At 62.9% G+C, this 14,823-nt stretch carries 17 protein-coding genes; 14 read left to right on the plus strand and 3 right to left on the minus strand.

The genetic code is table 11. The annotated features are described in order from the left end of the window. Positions 1-2: 2 nt before the first annotated feature. The 6 genes from NKI08_RS17135 (at position 3) to rarD (ending at position 5,165) form a co-directional block, all read left to right on the plus strand. A complete protein-coding gene (locus NKI08_RS17135; protein WP_023677742.1) occupies positions 3-494 on the plus strand; it encodes a GFA family protein in 492 nt (163 codons plus the stop codon). Then, positions 491-967, plus strand: coding sequence for a GFA family protein (locus tag NKI08_RS17140; protein WP_352771046.1), 477 nt, complete (start codon positions 491-493; stop codon positions 965-967). The genes NKI08_RS17135 and NKI08_RS17140 overlap by 4 nt, the downstream gene beginning before the upstream one ends. Then, a complete protein-coding gene (gene pip, locus NKI08_RS17145) occupies positions 964-1,920 on the plus strand; it encodes a prolyl aminopeptidase (protein ID WP_352771048.1) in 957 nt (318 codons plus the stop codon). The genes NKI08_RS17140 and pip overlap by 4 nt, the downstream gene beginning before the upstream one ends. Continuing rightward, complete coding sequence (cimA, locus tag NKI08_RS17150; RefSeq protein WP_352471068.1) at positions 1,917-3,539, plus strand: citramalate synthase; 1,623 nt, start codon at positions 1,917-1,919, stop codon at positions 3,537-3,539. Before pip ends, cimA begins: the two co-directional genes overlap by 4 nt. Before the next feature lie 3 nt (positions 3,540-3,542). Further along, positions 3,543-4,082 carry a hypothetical protein gene (locus NKI08_RS17155; RefSeq protein WP_352501831.1) on the plus strand — a complete coding sequence of 180 codons (540 nt, stop codon included), beginning with the start codon at positions 3,543-3,545 and terminating at the stop codon, positions 4,080-4,082. 150 nt (positions 4,083-4,232) lie between these two features. Then, positions 4,233-5,165 (plus strand): EamA family transporter RarD, encoded by a 933-nt coding sequence (gene rarD, locus NKI08_RS17160; RefSeq protein WP_023677738.1) that lies wholly within the window; start codon positions 4,233-4,235, stop codon positions 5,163-5,165. Between the two features lie 55 nt (positions 5,166-5,220). Here rarD and NKI08_RS17165 read toward each other — a convergent pair whose 3' ends face one another. Further along, entirely contained in the window at positions 5,221-5,511 is a 291-nt protein-coding gene (locus NKI08_RS17165; RefSeq protein ID WP_352771050.1) for a muconolactone Delta-isomerase family protein, read from the minus strand. A 155-nt stretch (positions 5,512-5,666) separates the two neighbouring features. Here NKI08_RS17165 and NKI08_RS17170 point away from each other — a divergent pair, with 155 nt between their 5' ends. After that, positions 5,667-6,518 (plus strand): LysR family transcriptional regulator, encoded by an 852-nt coding sequence (locus NKI08_RS17170; protein WP_352771052.1) that lies wholly within the window; start codon positions 5,667-5,669, stop codon positions 6,516-6,518. Positions 6,519-6,591: 73 nt separating this feature from the next. Here the strand turns inward: NKI08_RS17170 and NKI08_RS17175 are convergent, their stop codons facing one another. Next, positions 6,592-7,203: an LOG family protein gene (locus tag NKI08_RS17175; protein WP_352471073.1), complete on the minus strand. Its 612-nt coding sequence runs from the start codon at positions 7,201-7,203 to the stop codon at positions 6,592-6,594. 114 nt (positions 7,204-7,317) lie between these two features. Here NKI08_RS17175 and NKI08_RS17180 point away from each other — a divergent pair, with 114 nt between their 5' ends. The 4 genes from NKI08_RS17180 to NKI08_RS17195 all read left to right on the plus strand — a co-directional run bounded on the left by NKI08_RS17180 (position 7,318) and on the right by NKI08_RS17195 (position 11,601). Next, entirely contained in the window at positions 7,318-8,823 is a 1,506-nt protein-coding gene (locus tag NKI08_RS17180) for a LysM peptidoglycan-binding domain-containing protein (protein WP_352771055.1), read from the plus strand. Between the two features lie 60 nt (positions 8,824-8,883). Then, on the plus strand, positions 8,884-9,258 hold the full coding sequence (locus NKI08_RS17185; RefSeq protein WP_352637880.1) for an ArsR/SmtB family transcription factor: 375 nt from the start codon (positions 8,884-8,886) through the stop codon (positions 9,256-9,258). 19 nt (positions 9,259-9,277) lie between these two features. Continuing rightward, a complete protein-coding gene (locus NKI08_RS17190) occupies positions 9,278-11,164 on the plus strand; it encodes an ABCB family ABC transporter ATP-binding protein/permease (RefSeq protein WP_352771057.1) in 1,887 nt (628 codons plus the stop codon). 89 nt (positions 11,165-11,253) lie between these two features. Continuing rightward, the gene (locus NKI08_RS17195; RefSeq protein ID WP_352771059.1) at positions 11,254-11,601 is read left to right on the plus strand and encodes an antibiotic biosynthesis monooxygenase; all 348 of its coding nucleotides are present in this window, start codon (positions 11,254-11,256) and stop codon (positions 11,599-11,601) included. A gap of 5 nt (positions 11,602-11,606) precedes the next feature. Here NKI08_RS17195 and NKI08_RS17200 read toward each other — a convergent pair whose 3' ends face one another. Next, positions 11,607-12,473 carry an SMP-30/gluconolactonase/LRE family protein gene (locus tag NKI08_RS17200; protein ID WP_352771060.1) on the minus strand — a complete coding sequence of 289 codons (867 nt, stop codon included), beginning with the start codon at positions 12,471-12,473 and terminating at the stop codon, positions 11,607-11,609. Between the two features lie 265 nt (positions 12,474-12,738). Between NKI08_RS17200 and NKI08_RS17205 the strand changes: the two genes are divergently transcribed. From NKI08_RS17205 to NKI08_RS17215, 3 genes are all read left to right on the plus strand, one after another. Further along, positions 12,739-13,437 (plus strand): phosphatidylserine decarboxylase, encoded by a 699-nt coding sequence (locus NKI08_RS17205; protein ID WP_352771062.1) that lies wholly within the window; start codon positions 12,739-12,741, stop codon positions 13,435-13,437. Between the two features lie 3 nt (positions 13,438-13,440). Then, entirely contained in the window at positions 13,441-14,256 is an 816-nt protein-coding gene (locus NKI08_RS17210) for a CDP-alcohol phosphatidyltransferase family protein (RefSeq protein WP_023677728.1), read from the plus strand. 215 nt (positions 14,257-14,471) lie between these two features. Further along, positions 14,472-14,735, plus strand: a complete 264-nt coding sequence (locus NKI08_RS17215) for a hypothetical protein (protein ID WP_352771064.1) — start codon at positions 14,472-14,474, stop codon at positions 14,733-14,735. The last annotated feature ends 88 nt before the right edge of the window (positions 14,736-14,823 follow it).

Here is a 14,823-nt window from a genome sequence, read left to right on the forward strand (position 1 = left end):
CGATGAGCCTCGACAACAGACCAGTCTATACAGGCGGCTGCCAGTGCGGCGCGGTGCGCTTCCGCGTCGAAGGAGCTCTCGGCGATGCTTCCGTATGCCATTGCCGCATGTGCCAGAAGGCGAGCGGCAATTTCTACCTGCCGCTGGTCTCGGTGCGCGGCGCAAGGCTGGACTGGACGCGCGGTGAGCCCAAACGCTTCCGCTCGTCCAACGCGGCTTTGCGCGGTTTCTGTGCCGAATGCGGCACGCCGCTGACCTTTGAAGCGCCCGACGGGGTGGCCCTCGCCATCGCCACATTCGACCACCCCGAGGAGATTGCGCCGACCATCCAATGGGGTGTCGAAGCCAAGCTCCCGTACGTGGATCACGTCCACGAATTGCCAGGTGAGGAAACGATGGCCGACGTCTCGTCGGCCTCCTATCTCGCCGATCTCGTCTCCTACCAACATCCCGACCACGACACCGAACAATGGCCGCCGGAGGAAAAATCATGACCGAAACCGTTCGTACCGGCGGCTGCCAGTGCGGCGCCGTGCGCTTTCGCATCCACGGGGCGCTCGGCCACCCGTCCATTTGTCATTGCCGCATGTGCCAGAAACAGTTCGGGTCGTTTTTCGGCGCGCTGGTGACAGTGCCGAGCGACGGCGTCGAATGGGTGCGCGAGGAGCCGAGTTACTTTCAGTCGTCGGTCAACATCGATCGCGGCTTTTGCGCCCGCTGCGGCACACCGCTGACCTACCGCCAGCCCGGCGCGCTGGAGATCGCCATCGGCGCCTTCGACGACGGTTCCGATCTGGCGCCGCAGATCCAGGTTAACTACGCCGCCAGGCTGCCTTGGGTCGAGACGATCTTCGACGCGCCGATCCATGACGACCCGGATTTCTACGCGCGACAGGAATCCATCATCTCCTTCCAGCATCCCGATCACGAGACGGCCAACTGGCCGCAGCAGGGCCTGAAATTATGAGCAGCGAATTCCGTACCCTCTATCCCGAGATCGAGGCTTTCGAGTCCGGCATGCTCGACGTTGGCGATGGCCATCAGGTCTATTGGGAGCGCTCCGGCACCAGAGGGGCCAAGCCGGCTGTTTTCCTGCATGGCGGGCCGGGCGGCACCATTTCGCTAAAGCACCGGCGGCTGTTCGATCCGAAGCTGTACGATGTCATCCTGTTCGACCAGCGCGGCTGCGGAAAATCGACGCCTAATGCCTCGCTTGAAGCCAACACCACCTGGCACCTGGTCGCCGACATCGAGCGCCTGCGAAAAATGTGCGGCTTCGACAAATGGCTGGTGTTCGGCGGTTCGTGGGGTTCGACGCTGGCGCTGGCCTATGCCGAGACCCACTCCGAGCGGGTCAGCGAACTGGTCGTGCGCGGCATCTACACGCTGACCCGCGCCGAACTCGAATGGTACTACCAGTTCGGCGTGTCGGAGATGTTCCCCGACAAGTGGGAGCGGTTTCTGGCGCCGATCCCGGAGGCCGAGCGCGGCGACATGATGGCCGCCTACCGCAAACGGCTGGTCGGCAGCGATCCTGTGGCGCAGGTCGAGGCAGCCCGCGCCTGGAGCCTGTGGGAGGGCGAGACGATCACGCTGCTGCCGGAACCGGAAACCAGCGGTCCCTTCGGCCAGGATGATTATGCCCTGGCTTTCGCCCGCATCGAGAACCACTATTTCGTCCATGCCGGCTGGCTGGAAGAGGGACAGCTGCTGCGCGATGCATGGAAGCTTAAGGATATCCCGGGTACCATCGTTCACGGCCGCTACGACATGCCGTGCCCGGCGCGCTACGCCTGGGCGCTGCACAAGGCGTGGCCGAAAGCGGATTTCCATCTGATCGAAGGCGCCGGCCACGCTTATTCGGAGCCGGGTATCCTCGACAGGCTGATCCGCGCAACGGACATGTTTGCCGGGAAATGACCATGGCTCGCGAGCGCCTTTATCTGTTCGACACCACGCTGCGCGATGGTCAGCAGACGCCGGGTATCGACTTCTCCGTCGAGGACAAGATCGCCATCGCCAAGCTGCTCGACGAGTTCGGCATCGACTACGTCGAGGGTGGCTACCCCGGCGCCAATCCAACCGACACCGCCTTCTTTGCCGAGCGTCGCACGGCCGATGCCAAGTTCGTTGCCTTTGGCATGACCAAACGGGCAGGAGTGTCGATCTCGAACGATCCTGGGCTTGCCGCGCTGGTCCAGTCGAAGTCGGACGCCATCTGCTTCGTCGCCAAGAGTTGGGACTACCATGTCCGCGTCGCGCTCGGCTGCACCAATGAGGAGAACCTCGAGGCGATCAAGGCCTCGGTCGAGGCGGCGCTCACTGCTGGCAAGGAGGCGATGGTCGACTGCGAGCATTTCTTCGACGGCTTCAAGGCCAACCCCGATTATGCGCTGGCCTGCGCCAGGACGGCCTACGATGCCGGCGCGCGCTGGGTGGTGCTGTGCGACACCAATGGCGGCACGCAGCCCTCCGAGGTGCGCGCCATCGTCGAAAAGGTGATCGCCGCTGGCATACCGGGCGACCATCTCGGCATCCACGCCCATGATGACACCGGCCAGGCGGTGGCGAATTCGCTTGCCGCCGTGGATGCCGGCGTCCGCCAGATCCAGGGCACGCTGAATGGCATCGGCGAGCGCTGCGGCAACGCCAACCTGATCTCGATCGTGCCGACATTGGCGTTAAAGCCGGCCTTTTCGGGCCGCTTTGCTACAGGCATTTCGGCAGAGGCGTTGACCGGTATATCGCGCCTGTCCCGCGCCTTCGACGAGTTGCTGAACCGTGCGCCCGAAGCGCAGGCGCCCTATGTCGGCGCCTCCGCTTTTGCTACCAAGGCCGGCATCCATGCCTCGGCGCTGGCAAAGGAGCCGGCGACCTACGAGCATGTGCCGCCAGAGACCGTCGGCAACCGCCGCCGCGTCATGGTTTCGGACCAGGGCGGCAAGGCCAATTTCCTGGCTGAGCTGAAACGGCGTGGCATCGACATGCCCCGGGACGACCATCGCCTCGACGCGCTGATCGCCGTGGTCAAGGAGCGCGAGGCCGAGGGCTATGCCTACGAAGGTGCCGACGCCAGCTTTGAGCTTTTGGCGCGCAAGATGCTGCACGGCCTGCCGGAATTCTTCCGCGTCACTTCTTTCCGCTGCATGGTCGAGCGCCGGTTCGACGCCAACGGCCAGCTGAAGACGGTCTCGGAGGCGATCGTGAAAGTGCTGGTCGAGGGCGAGGAGAAGATGTCGGTGGCCGAAGGCCACGGCCCGGTCAACGCGCTCGACATTGCGCTGCGCAAGGATCTCGGCAAATTCCAGAGCGAGATCGCCGATCTCGAACTGGCCGACTTCAAGGTGCGTATCCTCAACGGCGGCACCGAGGCGATCACCCGCGTGCTGATTGAATCGCATGACGGCACCGGTGCGCGCTGGTGGACGGTCGGCGTCTCCGAAAACATCATCGATGCTTCCTTCCAGGCGCTGATGGATTCGATCGTCTATAAGCTGATGAAGAACCGCGACATGGCGGGCTTGGCGGCGGCGGAGTAAGAAATGGGCTTTTCGATAAGCTGGCTGGGCTTTCGCGGTTACGGGATAAAGGAAGCTGCGGCGTTGTTCGGACGCGAGATTGGCGATCCATCGGAGATTTTCGAAGCGCCTGTGAACGCCTATGCCAGCGAAAAGAACTGGGCGATCATCATCCTCGATCCCTGCAGCTTTCCGAACCCGCCTCAGCAATATCTGGCCGCGATTTCGCAAGAGCGGGAAATCGTGATCGCGCACATAGAAGAGCATGTAATGTTCGCGCGCGCCGAGCTCTGGCGCGACGGAAGGAACATCTGGAAAGTCTGGCACAGCGGCGACAAGACCGTGCGGGACTTGCATGTCACGGGTGATCTCCCTGCGTCTTTCGAAGCGCTGAAGCAACAGTGTTTTTCAAAGCAGGATGAAGAAGATAGCAAAGGTACAGAGGTCGATCTTGTTTTTGACCTTCCCCTCGATCTTGCGGCGGAACTGACGGGCTTTAGGCACGATGAAGGTTCGCCCGACAACGTCTTTTTCGAACTCAAGGAGAAGCCTGCTCCGCCTTGAGACCGTGTCGTGCCGGGCCTGCAATCACTCTCGCAGACAGCGGCAATTGTTCGACGTTTAGCGGTCGTGTTGAACCATCAGCAAGACTCCATTGATCCATCAGCAATTTGCGATGGTTTTGGGCAAGCCGCTGGCGCATAGCCTTGGGCCATGACTACCCAAGCACTTCACATCGAGGCCGATACCAAAGCTCGTCGCGGCTTCCTGCTGGCGCTCGGCGCCTACCTGCTTTGGGGGCTGCTGCCCTTCTACATGAAGGCTGTCGCGCATCTGCCGCTGGCCGAAGTTATCGCCCACCGCATCGTCTGGTCGGTGCCGATCGCGGCCGCTGTCCTGGTCTGGGCCGGTCGCACTGCCGATTTCAAAGCGGCAGTTCGTTCGCCGCGCATCATTTCGATGGCGGTGCTGACGGCGGCGCTGATCTCGGTCAACTGGGGCATCTATGTCTGGGCGATCGCGGTCGACCGCACCATCGAGACCGCGCTCGGCTACTACATCAACCCGCTAGTCAGCGTCGTTGTCGGCGCGCTGCTCCTCGGCGAGCGGCTCGACCGCCTGCAGATCGCGGCGGTGGTGCTGGCGGCAATCGCGGTCGCGGTGCTGACCATCGACGCCGGCAAACTGCCCTGGGTGTCGCTGGTGCTAGCCTTTTCCTTTGCCGCCTATGGCTTCTTCCGCAAGACGCTGCCAATCGGCCCGAGCCAGGGCTTCCTGCTTGAAGTGCTGCTGCTGTCGGTGCCGGCACTCGGCTACATCATCTTCCTGATCGCCACAGGACAGGATCATTTCGTCTCCAGCTCGCTGAATGACACCGCCTTGCTGATCGGCTGCGGTCCGGTCACCGCCGTGCCGCTGCTATTGTTTGCGTTCGGCGCCAGGCTGCTGCGCCTCTCCACCATCGGCATCATGCAATATATCGCGCCGACGATCGTCTTTTTGATCGCGGTGCTGATTTTCGGCGAACCTTTCGGCAGTGTTCAGGCCATAGCCTTCGGGCTGATCTGGGCGGCACTGGCGATGTACTCCTGGTCGATGTTTTCTTCGGCGCGCAAGACCGTTTCCGCATCAGCTCGAGCCGCGTAACGAAGAAAGACGGCTGGCCGGTCTTAATGCCGGCAGCCGCGTCTTTCACGAGCGCTCAGCGCTTCGGCTCGAAGCCGGGATATGGCTGCAGCGGCACGACGGCGGCAATATCCATCATGCCGGCCTTGACCAGCGGCAAAGTTGCAAGATCGTGGCGCACGTCGGCATCGCTGCCGGCTTCGAACATCATGCCGCTGCCGGGAATGTCGCCCCGATTCCACACCTGACGCACGGCGCCTTCGGCATAGAGCGTGCGGCGCTGCTCGGCCTCGCCAGGCAGCAGCGGCGCGAAATCGGCGTCGGTGAACTTTTCGGTGTTGCGCGCTAGAAGGGCAAAGAACTGCATCGGAATCTCCTGATGTTGGCCGTTGGAATGGCGGAAATATTCGCTTCTGCTGGCCAGACAGTCCAAGACTGATTAGGCTAAATTTGAGACCTCACGGGACTTGAGCATCGAAGCAACAATGTTCGACCTGCGCCAGCTTCGGCTATTTCATCACGGTGGCCGAAACCGGCAACGTCGGGCGTGCCGCCGAATTGCTGCACATCTCGCAGTCGCCGCTCAGCCGTCAGATCATTCAGCTGGAGGAGCAGCTGGGCGTCGCACTGTTCGAGAGGGCGAGGCAGCGTGTTCATCTCAATGCGGAGGGCCGCGCTTTTCTTGCCGAGGCGCGTGCGCTGCTGGCCCATGCAAGACGGCTGGAGGAGCTCGGCCGCAATCTCGCCAGCGGTACGGTCGGCCGTCTCGCCATCGGTTATGTGGAAGGTGCGGTCCATGCCGGGCTTGTCGCTCGGATGCTGCGCCAGTTTCGCCGCGACCGGCCCGAATTTCATCTTCAACTGAAGGGTCAGCGTTCCGCCGCCCAGATCGAAGCGCTGCGCGAACGATCGCTCGATCTGGGCCTCGTCTACACGCCTCCTTCTGCCGACGATCCCGACATCGCCGCCATGCTCATCATGCGCGAGCCGCTGGTTCTGGCGATGCCGAAAGGCGATCCATTGGCAGAAATCGCGGAGATACTGCCGCAGCAACTGGACGGACGCACCTGGATCACGGTGGTGCGCCAGCCTGACGACACCAACCGCAGCCAATTTCTCGCCGCCTGCGCGAAGGCGGGCTTCCTGCCCGACATTGCCTATGAGACGACCGATCCGTTGACGTCGTTGGGCCTGGTCAGCGCCGGGCTTGGGCTGGCGACGGTGCAGGCCAGCCTGCGGAGTGCCGCGCCGCCTCAGACCGTGTTTCGCGATCTGCCGTGGTTTGAACGCACCGTCTCGATCCATCTCGCCTGGCGGCGTCAGGACAAGCGTGCGGTCATCGGAGACTTGAGGAAGGCAGTAGGCAAGGAGTGAATAGTGAATAGTGAATGGACAGGCGCCGGTTTGGAAAGTCTTCTACTTCACCATTCACCATTCACCATTCACTCTACATCTTATCAATCACCGACTGCACACCCTCCGTCGGTGCATCGACGGAGGATCCCGCCACCATGATAGCGGCGACGATTGCTTCCGGATCCTCGACCACCAGCGGCTTGACCCGTTGCGCCGTGTGGATGAAGCCCTCCGTTGCCATGTGGTCGAGCAACGCCAGCATCGGATCCCAGAACCCTCCGACGTTGCCGAAGACGATCGGCTTGCGGTGATGGCCGAGCTGCGCCCAAGTCATGATCTCGACGATCTCCTCGACCGTGCCGATGCCGCCGGGCAACGCCACAAAGGCGTCGGATTTCTCAAACATCCTGTGCTTGCGCTCGTGCATGTTGTCGGTGATGACGAGCTCGTCGAGCCGGTTAAGCGCGGTTTCGGTCGCCTCCCGGTTGATCAGAAAGCGTGGAATTATGCCGGTTACCTTGCCACCGGCCTTTAATGCCCCTTCAGCGACGGCACCCATGATCCCTTTGGTGCCGCCGCCATAAATCAGACGCAGGCCGGACTTGCCGATCGAGCGGCCAAGCAGGTGTCCGGCCTTGATATAGGTCTCATCTCGGCCCGGGGACGAGCCGCAATAGACGCAGACAGATCGAATCGTGTTCATGTTATGATTGGTGATAGGGACTATAGGCATGGTCAAGCCCCGGGGCGGGCTTTTTCTTGTCGGCTTTGGCAAAACAGGCTAGACCGAAATTAGGTGGCTAAGGGGCAGGGAAACATGGCAATTAATCCATTGAAGGCGTTTTTGTTCGCGGCTGGCGGCTCTGTCGCAGCAGCGGGAACCGCCTATGTATCGGGCGCACTCGACCCGTATCTCAATTCTACCCGGCCTGCGGAGGTCGCGGCGCTGACGCCGCCGGCTTCGAAACCGGCCGCTCCGGCGACCGAGGACCAGCTGCCGCCTGCGTCTGCCGCGTCCACCGATGCGGCAGCGCCCGCCGCGCCGGCCACAGCAGGTGCAATCGTGCCGACCTTCGACATCGTGCGCGTCGAAAGCAACGGCTCGATCGTCGTCGCCGGCAATGCGGCGCCCAACGCCAAGGTCGAGATTCTCAACGGTTCGGCTGTGCTCGGCTCGACGGTCGCCGGTCCCGACGGCGCCTTTGCCATTATTCTCGACGATCCGCTGAAGCCCGGCGACTATACGATCACGCTGCGCTCTACAGCTGGCAATGTCGTGACCGCCTCGGCGCAGACCGCCGTCGTTTCGATCCCCCAGAATTCCACCGGCCAGGTGCTGGCAATGGTCGAGGAGCCGGGCAAGCCGTCCGAACTGCTCACTGTTCCGGCCCCTCAGGCGAAATCTGACGCCTCGCCGCCTGTCGGCGAACAGGCGGCCGTTCAGCCACCCGCCACGGGCACCGAATTGCCGGCTGCCGCAGCGCCGGCGCCAGCCGCCCCGGCGGCTGATGTTCCAGCAGCGTCTGCTCCTGCCGCGCCGGCCGCTGTTGAAGCCGCGCCGGCTCCGGCAGCGCCCGCCACACCGGCAGCGCCCGCTACTTCCGCGGCGGAGCGGAAGATCGTCGTCGAAGCTGTCGAAATCGACGGCAACAAGATTTTCGTTGCCGGCGTCGCCGATCCCGGCCGCAAGGTGCGTGCGTATGCCAACGATATCCTGCTCGGTGACGCGAAGACCTCGCCCGACCGCCACTTCCTGGTCGAAGCGACACGCGACATCCCGGTCGGCACCTACACCATCCACGTCGATGCGCTCGATGCCGACGGCGTGACGGTGGTTGCCCGTGCGGCTGTGCCGTTCGAGCGCGAGCCTGGTGAGGCGGTTGCGGCCGTGGCGCCGGCCGAGCAGAAGCCCGCCGGGATAAAACCAGCCGAGCCGAATGCTCCGGCGACCGAAGGCGCACCGGCAACGGTCACCGAAACGCCCGCAACTGCCCCCGCTCCTACAACCGAGGCCCCGGCCGAAACGGCTGTCGTAGCGCCTCCGGGCGAAACGGCCGAGACCGTGGCGCCAAAGCTCGAACATGCCGATGGCGCAGTCATCATCCGCCGCCATGACACGCTGTGGCGGATTTCGCGGCGGGTCTATGGCCAGGGCATGCGCTACTCGACCATCTATCTCGCCAACCAGGACCAGATCAGCAATCCGAACCGAATCTGGCCGGGGCAGGTGTTCAAGGTGCCGGAGAAATCGAAGGAAGGCGAGCCCGCCGATCTCAAGGCAATGGGCGACCAGATGACGACGGCGCCAGTCAAGGCCGAATAGCCGTTCTGCCCATCAGGATAGCTTGCGGCAGGGCCAGTCATCGTTTATCGCCGATGGACGATGACCGAATCCCCCCTCGTAACGGACCGAAGCCGCGCGGCAGATGAACGCGCGCCGGCCAACTGCACGCCGGCCAACTGCATGCCGGATAGCCGCGCTGTCGCTGTCCGGCTCGCGGCCCTTTCGCATCCAGCGCGGATCGAAATTCTCAAACACCTTTCCGCAAGCCGTTCCTGCTGCTGTCGCGAGGTCGTCGAGCATCTCGACCTGGCGCAGTCCACCGTTTCCCAGCATTTGAAGATCCTGGTCGAGGCCGGGCTGATCCGCTTCGAGCCTGACCGCCAGCGCTCCCGCTATGAGCTCGACCGCGCCGCGCTCGCCGATGTTTCGGCATCGCTGGCCGCGCTGGTCGATTCCTGCTGCTCCGGCCGCTAAAATCATAAGGTAAACAAGAATGGCCGAGAAAACCGTTTCCGCAGATTCCGGCTCGACCTTCAGAACGTTGCGCAATCTCTGGCCCTATATGTGGCCGGCCGACCGCGCCGACCTGAGGGCCCGAGTGGTATGGGCCACCGTACTGCTGGTTGTCGCCAAGCTGACCCTGGTGGCCGGACCCTATTTCTTCAAATGGGCGACCGACGCACTGGCCGGCGATAGCAAATCGCCGCCGCCGCTGCCGGACCTGCTGCTGGCGCCGGTCATGCTGGTCGTCGCCTACAATGCGGTGCGGCTGGTGCAGCTCGGCTTCAACCAGTTACGCGATGCCCTGTTTGCACGGGTCGGCCAGCATGCGGTGCGCCGGCTCGCCTTCCGCACCTTCGTGCACATGCACGAACTGTCGCTGCGCTTCCACCTCGAACGGCGCACCGGCGGACTGTCGCGCGTCATTGAGCGCGGCACCAAGGGCATCGAGACGATCGTCCGCTTCACCATGCTGGCGACGGCGCCGACAATCGTCGAATTCGCGCTCACCGCCGGCATCTTCGCCGTCACCTATGGCTGGCTATACGTCTTGGTGATCGCGGTCACGGTCTGGCTCTATGTCTGGTTCACCGTCAGGGCGAGCGATTGGCGTATTTCGATCCGCCGTGAGATGAACGAAAGCGACAATGAAGCCAGCACGAAGGCGATCGACTCGCTGCTCAACTACGAAACAGTCAAATATTTCAATAACGAAACCATGGAGGCCGAGCGGTTCGACCGGTCCACGGCGCGCTACGAGTTGGCGGCGACCAGGACCTGGACCTCGCTTGGCTGGCTGAACTTCGGCCAAGGTGTGATCTTCGGTATCGGCATGACCGTCGTCATGGTGATGTCGGCGCTCGAGGTGAAGGCGGGCACACAGAGCGTCGGCGATTTCGTCTTCGTCAACGCCATGCTCATGCAGCTTTCGGTGCCGCTGAATTTCATCGGCATGATCTACCGCGAAATTCGCCAGGGCCTGACCGACATCGAAAACATGTTCGATCTGCTCGACGTCAAGCGTGAAATCGTCGATCGGCCGGGCGCCAAGCCGCTGGTCGTCGATGCAGGCGGGGTCGAGTTCCGCGACGTACATTTTTCCTACGACCCCAACCGCAAGATCCTGAAGGGCATCAGCTTCGAGGTGCCAGCCGGCAAGACGGTCGCCATTGTCGGCCCCTCCGGAGCCGGCAAGTCGACCATTTCGCGGCTTTTGTTTCGCTTCTACGACATCCAGCGCGGCAAGATTCTGATCGACGGCCAGGACATTCGCGACGTGACGCAGGAGAGCTTGCGCGCTGCCATCGGCATGGTGCCGCAGGACACGGTGCTGTTTAACGACACCATCGCCTACAACATCCGCTACGGCCGCGTCGGCGCGAGCGAGGAGGATGTGCGCAAGGCGGCAGAATTGGCCCAGATCGGACCGTTCATCGAGCGGCTGCCCGACGGCTATCGCTCAATGGTCGGCGAGCGCGGATTAAAACTGTCCGGCGGCGAGAAGCAGCGGGTGGCGATTGCCCGCACCATTTTGAAGGCACCGCCGATCCTGATGCTCGACGAGGCGACCTCGGCACTGGACAGCCACACCGAGCAGGAGATCCAGGCGGCACTCGACCTGGTCAGCCAGGGCCGCACCACCCTCGTCATCGCCCATCGGCTGTCCACAGTGATTTCGGCCGACGAGATCATCGTCCTGCAGGATGGCCAGATCGCCGAGCGCGGCACCCATGTCGCCTTGATAGCCAAGCGCGGCCTTTATGCATCGATGTGGGACCGCCAGCGCGAGGCAAGCGAGGCCGAGGAGCGGCTGCGCATTGCCCGCGAAAGCGACGAGTTCGGCGTCATCGTCCGCCGCCGCACCTCGGAGGTGAGCTGAAAATTCGTGCTTGACCTCAACTTAAGTTGAGATCGTAGGCCGTTTTGGATCGCAGCAAGATGCGTCGTTCAAAAACGGAGACAATCGATATGAATGGGATAAATCAGGCAGTTAGTGGCGGCAGTGTATTCCGGTTGGACAAGTTTGTCGTTCCGGCCAACGCCCGCGAGGAGATTCTTGCCAAGGTCCGGATGACGCATGAATTGCTGCGCCAGCAGCAAGGGTTCGTCCAGGATTTCCTGCTCGAGCAATTCTCGGGGCCGGGCGAGTTCAACCTCGTGACCATTGTCGAATGGGAAGGGCAGGCCGCCGTCGACAAGGTCGTGCCGATCATCAAGGCTGCGCATGAGCGCAGCGGCTTCAATCCTCAGGAGACCATTTCGCGACTTGGCGTCAAGGCCGATATTGCCAACTATCAGCGGATTCCCGGGATGTAAGCTCTCTACGGCCAGCCGGCGCCCGGCGCAGTAGCGTCGACGCTGAGCACTTGGCCGGTACGGGCATCGCTGATCATATGTTCGAAGCCGCGCCATTCGGCGGCGACGATGAACAGCGTTTTTCCCTCGCTGCCGCCGAGCATGCAGGCAAAGCAGCCGCGGTCGACATCGACGCTTTCGAGCATCGCGCCGCCCTCGCACACCCGCACGCAATGCCGGTTCGGAACGTCGGCATACCAGGCCGCACCTTCGGCATCGAGGCAGATGCCGTCGGGAAAACCGTTGCCGAGATTGGCCCAGATCCTGCGGTTGGAAAGGCCACCATCGGCAGCGATGTCGAAGGCGGTCAGCCGGTTGGCGTGGGACTCGGCAACGACCAGCGTCTTGTTGTCGGGCGTCACCGCCATGCCATTGGCGAACGCGAGGTTCTCAGCCACCTGCTGAACCGAGCCGTCAGGCGCGACCAGCACGATGGCGCCGGGGCCGAAATGCTGGCCGAGGGCCGGAGCAGGCCCACCGCCATTGACGTATATGTTGCCGCGCCCGTCGACCACGATCTCGTTCCACGGGCTCTTTGATAGTTGTCTCAGATCGGCATGGGTGACCAATGTCCCGTCTGCCTCCTGCCTGAGGATCAGCCCTTCGCGGCCGGACACGACAAGCAGGCGCCCGTCCGGCAGCCAGTCAATGGAATAGGGCAGGGTGGCCGGCACGGTGAGCACGATCTCGCTGTTGCCTAGGGTGTCAACGGCGATGATCTGGCCTGTGCCCCAGTTGCAGAGCCACAGCCGGCCGTCGTGCCAGCGCGGTGACTCGCCGAAGGCCAAGCCGTTCATCACCACTTGCACTTGCCTGGCTGCTGATTTCTGCATGGGCCGAGAACCTCCGGGTTTGCGCAAATCGTCATGGCCGAAAGGTCGATGAGAGGCGCTGTCTTGCCAAGGACGGGCGAGAGTGCTGCGTTCCGACAATCGCAATGAACATTTCCGGTTGATCACTTCGGCAGTCCGGATGCTGCTAACAGCATCCCGAAACGGCGGCGACCGCCACCACCCGAGCGCTCTCATTGTCGCGTTGCGACCGCGGGGTGTTTCCGCTATTGAGGCCGGACTTGGAAACCAAGGTTGCCCTCATCCCATGAGCCTCGTTGACACGATCAAGAATGTGTTCGTTCCGATCCATCGCGAGGGTTATCCCTTTATCGCTGCGTTCGGCGCGGCGACGCTCTTTCTTGGCTATTTCTCCTCGACCCTGTTCTGGATCGGTCTCATCCTGACGGCCTGGTGCGCCTATTTCTTCCGCGATCCCGAGCGCGTCACGCCGATCGACGACCGGCTGGTTGTCAGCCCGGCCGACGGCATCGTCTCGGCGGTTGGCCCGGCCGTGCCGCCGCGCGAGCTTGGCCTCGGCGGCGGCGAAATGACCCGCATCTCGGTATTCATGAACGTCTTTTCCTGCCACGTGAACCGCTCCCCGGTGCGCGGCCGCATTTCCAGGATCGAGCATCGGCCAGGAAAATTCCTCAACGCCGAGCTCGACAAGGCAAGCACCGAGAACGAGCGCAACGGGCTGGTCATCGAGAGCCCCAATGGAACGGTCGCCGCGGTGCAGATTGCCGGCCTGGTGGCGCGGCGCATCGTCTGCTGGGCCGAGCCCGGCGGCGCCATCGGCATCGGCGAGCGCTTCGGGCTGATCCGCTTTGGCTCGCGCGTCGATGTATTCCTGCCCTCGACCGCGACGCCGCGCGTCGCCGTCGGCCAGACCGCGGTTGGCGGTGAGACGGTGCTGGCGGAATTCGGCGGCGTTGCCGCAACGCCGCTCGTGCGGATCTCCTGACCGGTGGCCCCGCCGTTCAAGAAATTCGAGGCGCATGGCGGCGGTGGCCCGCGCATTCGCGAAATCCCCATGCGCATGGTGCTGCCCAATCTGGTCACCGTGCTCGCCATCTGCGCCGGCCTGTCCGGTATTCGCTTCGGCTTCGAGGGCCGCTTCGAGCCAGCGGTGGTGATGGTGCTGCTCGCCGCCTTCCTCGATGGTATCGACGGCCGTCTGGCGCGAATGCTGAAGGCGACTTCCAAATTCGGCGCCCAGATGGATTCGCTGGCCGATATCGTCAATTTCGGCGTGGCACCGGCGCTGGTGCTCTATGCCTTTCTGCTCGACAGGGCAGGTTCGCCGGGCTGGATCGCGGCCCTGCTGTTCACCATCGCCTGTGGGATGAGGCTTGCCCGTTTCAACGTGCTCGACGAAGAGCTCGACCGTCCGCAGTGGCAGACCGAATATTTCGTCGGCGTGCCGGCGCCGGCGGGTGCGGTGTTGGTGATGCTGCCGCTCTATCTGTTCTTCCTCAGGCTTGGGCTTGAACCCAGCCGCCTGGCAGCCTTCATTGCCACCGGCTTTACAATATTGGTGGCGTTCCTGCTGGTCAGCAGACTGCCCGTCTATTCCGGCAAGAGCGTCAGGATACCGGGCGACAGGGTGCTGCCGATCATCCTCGCAGTCGTCCTCTACGTCCTGCTTTTGATGACCTATCCCTGGTATACGCTGACGGCCTCGGTTGCCGGCTATCTGGTCTTCTTGCCGTTCAGCGTGCGGGCCTATTCGAGACGCGCCAAGCGCGAAGGCGAGAAGGTGCCGTCCTCGGATATTGGCTGACGGATTTGGTGCCAGTTCGCGTTGCGGCTGGGAGTGCATGATTCCAAAAAGGCTCGCAGAGCACGCGGCGCTGTGGAACGCACCTCAAAAACCCCGTTTTCGGAACTTGCTGGGCGGCTAGACCGTTTGTGTTGGTAGGTCCGCCTGAGCGGCTGCTCGTGATACGTCGTCAACGTAGCGCAAGCTGCCGCATCGGGCGCAGAAAACGAGGAGAAATGGCTATCATCCTCATCGGCGCGTTACTGACTGTCGCCGGCCTCGTGTATATGGCGATTGCGGCCATCATGCGCGGGCGGCTTAGTGAGCCGGCCGCTGTCTCCACCGCGCCGGACAGTTCGACGCCCAATCTCGCAACACCAGGTCCGACTCTGGAGCCGCGACGACGCGGGCTCCGTTTTCTCGGCCTGTCGCAGAACTGGCCGGGCCTGCTGATGATGGCCATCGGCGTCATTCTGCTGTTGTCGGTGGTAGTCCTCTAATGCATTCGCGCAAAAGTGTGCAGCGGTTTTGCGATAACGACATGCATAAAAACAAGAATCTAAAGCGCGTCGCACAAGGCCGGTCGAA

Origin of the sequence: Mesorhizobium sp. M0768, assembly GCF_040320195.1 — a bacterium.
GTDB lineage: Bacteria > Pseudomonadota > Alphaproteobacteria > Rhizobiales > Rhizobiaceae > Mesorhizobium.

Coding starts and splice junctions, on each gene's coding strand:
- NKI08_RS17135 (WP_023677742.1), top strand. CDS start 3: ATGAGCCTCGACAACAGACCAGTCTATACAGGCGGCTGCCAGTGCGGC.
- NKI08_RS17140 (WP_352771046.1), top strand. CDS start 491: ATGACCGAAACCGTTCGTACCGGCGGCTGCCAGTGCGGCGCCGTGCGC.
- pip (WP_352771048.1), top strand. CDS start 964: ATGAGCAGCGAATTCCGTACCCTCTATCCCGAGATCGAGGCTTTCGAG.
- cimA (WP_352471068.1), top strand. CDS start 1,917: ATGACCATGGCTCGCGAGCGCCTTTATCTGTTCGACACCACGCTGCGC.
- NKI08_RS17155 (WP_352501831.1), top strand. CDS start 3,543: ATGGGCTTTTCGATAAGCTGGCTGGGCTTTCGCGGTTACGGGATAAAG.
- rarD (WP_023677738.1), top strand. CDS start 4,233: ATGACTACCCAAGCACTTCACATCGAGGCCGATACCAAAGCTCGTCGC.
- NKI08_RS17165 (WP_352771050.1), bottom strand. CDS start 5,511: ATGCAGTTCTTTGCCCTTCTAGCGCGCAACACCGAAAAGTTCACCGAC.
- NKI08_RS17175 (WP_352471073.1), bottom strand. CDS start 7,203: ATGAACACGATTCGATCTGTCTGCGTCTATTGCGGCTCGTCCCCGGGC.
- NKI08_RS17180 (WP_352771055.1), top strand. CDS start 7,318: ATGGCAATTAATCCATTGAAGGCGTTTTTGTTCGCGGCTGGCGGCTCT.
- NKI08_RS17185 (WP_352637880.1), top strand. CDS start 8,884: ATGACCGAATCCCCCCTCGTAACGGACCGAAGCCGCGCGGCAGATGAA.
- NKI08_RS17190 (WP_352771057.1), top strand. CDS start 9,278: ATGGCCGAGAAAACCGTTTCCGCAGATTCCGGCTCGACCTTCAGAACG.
- NKI08_RS17195 (WP_352771059.1), top strand. CDS start 11,254: ATGAATGGGATAAATCAGGCAGTTAGTGGCGGCAGTGTATTCCGGTTG.
- NKI08_RS17200 (WP_352771060.1), bottom strand. CDS start 12,473: ATGCAGAAATCAGCAGCCAGGCAAGTGCAAGTGGTGATGAACGGCTTG.
- NKI08_RS17205 (WP_352771062.1), top strand. CDS start 12,739: ATGAGCCTCGTTGACACGATCAAGAATGTGTTCGTTCCGATCCATCGC.
- NKI08_RS17215 (WP_352771064.1), top strand. CDS start 14,472: ATGGCTATCATCCTCATCGGCGCGTTACTGACTGTCGCCGGCCTCGTG.